Below are 2725 nucleotides of genomic sequence, written 5' to 3' on the forward strand. Positions count from 1 at the left end.
GGGGACCCTGTGGGAGAGTAGGACGCCGCCGAACAATCATTGTGGGAAAGCCCCGCACCAGCCCTTATGGGTTCGGTGCGGGGCTTTTCTGCGTTCAGGGGGGCTTTTGGCAGGGCTGCTGGGTATCGTGGCGAGCGTTCCCCTGGAGGCACGATGACAGCACAGCACCTCGAAGACGACGGTCCGCTCATCCCCCAGCCGGCCATGACGCGCGAAGCCCTGCGGGATGCCGTCCGCCGGATCGACATGCCGCACCTCGCAGAGTTCGACCGGGAGTGCCATGCGGCGTTCGACCGGGCCGCGGAGACGGGCGCCATCAACCCGCTCCGCTTCTTCCTGATCAAGTGGGCCACCCATGTGGCCATCCACCGCTGGCCGGCCCGCGCGGCGGCACTGCTCCAGGCCGAGGCCACGGCCGGCGACCCGGCCGCCACGGAGGAACAGTTCAAGGCAGCCATGGAAACGAGCAGCCGCATCCTGGCCGAGGCCCAGCGCGAGATCGGGCAGTGACTCCGCGGGGCGAAGGAGCGGAGAACGACAGCGGCTGGGCGTGGGAGTGCGACCCCAGCCGACCGTGGGTGCTCGGCGACATGCCGCCGGAGCAGCAGGAGCTGGTCGCCGTTGTCATGGAGGGGCTGGTCGACCTGGCCGCGATGGCCATCGACCCGAAGGACGGCAGCCTCTACGAGGACCCCAGCCCGATGCGGTTGCGCACGTACGAGGACGAACACCTGATGCTCTGGTACCAGACCATCCCCCACCGCCACCGCGTCTACCTCAAACGCGTCAACCTCTGACCCCCGGTGGGCCGTTGCTCGACATGAGAGCCTCACGCCGTGGCTTCTGAAACCGAGGTGGGAGAGCTGTTGCGGCGGCGCGGCTGGCGGACGGCGTTCACGGTCGACGAGAGGGTGCACGCGTGGGCCGCCCTGGTGGGCGGCATCGAGCGCGGGTACGACGACGACATCGACGAGTACACCAACGACCTCTACTGCCGTAACTGGCTCCACGAGGCGTGGATCCTGCTGGACGAACACGTCGTCCAGCTCTGGACGCCACGGATCAAGGCCCTGGACGACCGGTACAAGGCGGCGACCGTCGACGACGACGGCCAGGCACTCGACCAGTTCCACAGGCTGCCCGGGCCCGACCTGTGGTGGTGGCGCCGGCACCCGCGCATCCTCACCGGGGAACTCGGACGATCGCTGTGCTCGGCCGGCGCCATCGGCACCGCGCTCGCCGATGACGACATCGGTTCGTACCGGACGCGCCCGTAGGGTTCGGGATCATGACGAGGACCACGCCACCGCGCCCGCTCGACGTCGAGGTGCTCTTCCCCGGGCTCGCCGCCCACCGCGGCACGACCACCCGGCTGCACCCGCGGCCGGGCAGCCCCGACGCGTCGATGAGCTCCGTGGGCGGGCCGATGCTCTGGCCGGCGGACGAGCCGTGGCCGGTGTGCACCGACCCGCACCCCCACCGGCGCGGCCGACGCCCCGCGGACATCCACCAGGAGCGGCAGCTGCTGGCCGCCGCGTGGACCCGGAACCCGGACTCCGGCCCCACCGACGAGGAGCGGCGGCTCCTGGAGGAGCTCAGGCGCAGGCACCGGGCGGTGGGGGAGAGCGGGGAGACGCATCCGCTCCCGATGATCGGGCTGGCCCAGCTGTACCGCCGGGACGTGCCCGACCTGCTCGCGGGGCCGCAGGACTGCGATCTGCTCCAGGTGTTCTGGTGCCCCTTCGACGCGCACGGCGCGAACCGGACCGGCATGCTGCTGGACCTGCGCTGGCGCCGGTCGGGGGAGGTCGTCACGGTCATGGCGCAGCCGCCCGCGCCGGAGCTCGTGGGCTCCGAGGGGTACGTACCCGAGCCGTGCGTGCTGCACCCCGAGCAGGTGGTCACGTATCCCTTCGCAGGGCTGCTGCCCGAAGAGCTGAGCGCGCGGATCGAGGCCAGGGAAGAGGCCCTCGAGGAGGAGGCCGAGGAAGCGGGCGTGGAGGAATGGGACTGGCCGACCTACCAGTTCGACCTGTCCATCCCGCCCGGCTGGCGTGCCGGGGGCCATGCGTCCTGGAACCTGACCGACGCCGGCGCCGCGGACTGCCCGGCCTGCGCGGCCCCGATGGAACTGCTGCTGACCATCGACAGTTCGGAGTGGGACGGCGGCAGCGGCAGCTGGATGCCGCTCGAGGAACGGGACCCGGCCGTCGGCGGGGGCGGGGCGGCCACCGGAGTGGCGGTGGGCCGCTGGGGCAAGCTGAACGTGTTCGCCTGCCCAGCAGAACCGGGACATCCGCACCTCACGAGCATCCAGTAGCGGGCTGCGGTACCCGGCGCGCACACGCCTCTGACCTGGGGCGGCCCTCGTTTTGACACCTCCGGGGGCCAGTTGTAGAGTTGAACGGTTGCCTGGAACCGACCAAGTTCGGCAGCCAACTGCAAGACCCCCCCCGCGTGCCTACGGAATCGAATTCCTCGGGCATGCACTCGACTCCTCATCCAGGAATCCGAAGCCGGGAAATCCGGTGGAAAACTTCTGATAGAGTCGGCATCGCCGGAAAGGGAAACGCGAAAGCGAAGACCTGGAAAGCGAATCCCGCTTCGACCGGGAATCGGACACGAAAGAGTCTGATAGAGTCGGAAACGCAAGAACGAAGAACGAAAGCCCGGAGGAAAGCCCGAGAGGGTGAGTACAAAGGAAGCGTCCGTTCCTTGAGAACTC

General features: G+C 69.5%; 4 protein-coding genes. All 4 read left to right on the forward strand.

Annotated features, from left to right (window positions below):
- Nucleotides 1-153 precede the first annotated feature (153 nt).
- Genes ACFXA3_RS40400 through ACFXA3_RS40415 form a run of 4 tightly spaced genes read left to right on the forward strand, consistent with a single transcriptional unit; the run spans nt 154 to nt 2320 of the window.
- Nucleotides 154-510 carry a DUF6247 family protein gene (locus tag ACFXA3_RS40400; protein WP_385196101.1) on the forward strand — a complete coding sequence of 119 codons (357 nt, stop codon included), beginning with the start codon at nt 154-156 and terminating at the stop codon, nt 508-510.
- A complete protein-coding gene (locus ACFXA3_RS40405) occupies nt 507-797 on the forward strand; it encodes a hypothetical protein (RefSeq protein ID WP_385196104.1) in 291 nt (96 codons plus the stop codon). The genes ACFXA3_RS40400 and ACFXA3_RS40405 overlap by 4 nt, the downstream gene beginning before the upstream one ends.
- A 39-nt stretch (nt 798-836) precedes the next feature.
- Nucleotides 837-1277, forward strand: coding sequence for a hypothetical protein (locus ACFXA3_RS40410; RefSeq protein WP_385196106.1), 441 nt, complete (start codon nt 837-839; stop codon nt 1275-1277).
- Between the two features lie 11 nt (nt 1278-1288).
- The gene (locus tag ACFXA3_RS40415; protein ID WP_385196108.1) at nt 1289-2320 is read left to right on the forward strand and encodes a hypothetical protein; all 1032 of its coding nucleotides are present in this window, start codon (nt 1289-1291) and stop codon (nt 2318-2320) included.
- Nucleotides 2321-2725 lie beyond the last annotated feature (405 nt).

The organism is Streptomyces sp. NPDC059456, from assembly GCF_042750055.1.
Lineage (GTDB): Bacteria > Actinomycetota > Actinomycetes > Streptomycetales > Streptomycetaceae > Streptomyces.